General features: G+C 41.3%; 1 protein-coding gene. It reads left to right on the top strand.

From position 1 onward, the window contains the following. Positions 1-58 precede the first annotated feature (58 nt). On the top strand, positions 59-942 hold an 884-nt coding region (locus HNW13_RS23435; protein ID WP_208062979.1), incomplete at its 3' end, for an IS630 family transposase.

The following is a 942-nucleotide window of genomic DNA, read 5'->3' as shown; positions in this document are numbered from 1 at the left end:
TATACCCGTGATCATTGAAAATGCTTGATTTTGTCCCAAATGGGATCATCATAGCCCCATGAAACAAATTACACTCTCGCCAGAACAAAAAGTAGCATTGGAAACTCGACATAAAAGCTCGAGTGATAGGCGTGAGTGTGATCGCATTAAAGCCATTTTACTACGCGATGAAAATTGGCCAACGCCAATGATTGCCCAAGCGTTACGTATTCACGAAACGACCGTAGTTCGATACATTGATGCCTATGCTCACGACCAAAAACTCACGTGTAATAGTGGCGGCTCCTTAAGTTATCTGAGTCAAGAGCAAACTGAACTATTGATTGCACACCTGTGTGAGGTGACCTACTTGCATAGCCATCAAATAGTCGCTTATATCTCAGAACAATTTCAGATTAAGTACACAGTGTCAGGCCTCAATAAATGGCTGCATAAACATCAGTTCAGCTATAAAAACCCTAAAGGGGTTCCTCACAAATTTGATGAAGACAAACAAACGGCTTTCATTGAATATTATGAGCAACTAAAATCCTCGTTAACCCCTGATGAACCGTTATTATTTATGGATGCGGTTCATCCGACCCAAGCCACAAAAATCACCGCAGGCTGGATAAAAAAAGGCGTTGATAAACCGATAGAAACGACGGGAAGCCGAACCCGTATTAACGTGGTTGGTGCAATCCGACTTGGTCACTTAACAGAAGCGGTCATTGAGCAATATAGCAAAACGGTTAACGGTGCATCCATCATCGATTTTTTAAACCAAATTAGAGCGCGTTACTCAACAAGTGGTGTTATCCATTTGGTGCTTGATGGCGCTGGATACCATCGAAATGCCTTAGTAGTTAAAGAGGCTAAAAATCTGAATATAACATTGCATTACCTGCCGCCTTATAGTCCAAATTTAAACCCAATAGAACGATTGTGGAAGGTAATGAATAA

It is taken from the genome of Shewanella sp. BF02_Schw (assembly GCF_014596695.2).
Lineage (GTDB): Bacteria > Pseudomonadota > Gammaproteobacteria > Enterobacterales > Shewanellaceae > Shewanella.
The sequence above is the reverse complement of the archived record's forward strand: the minus strand, read 5'-3'. Positions and strand labels throughout refer to the sequence as shown.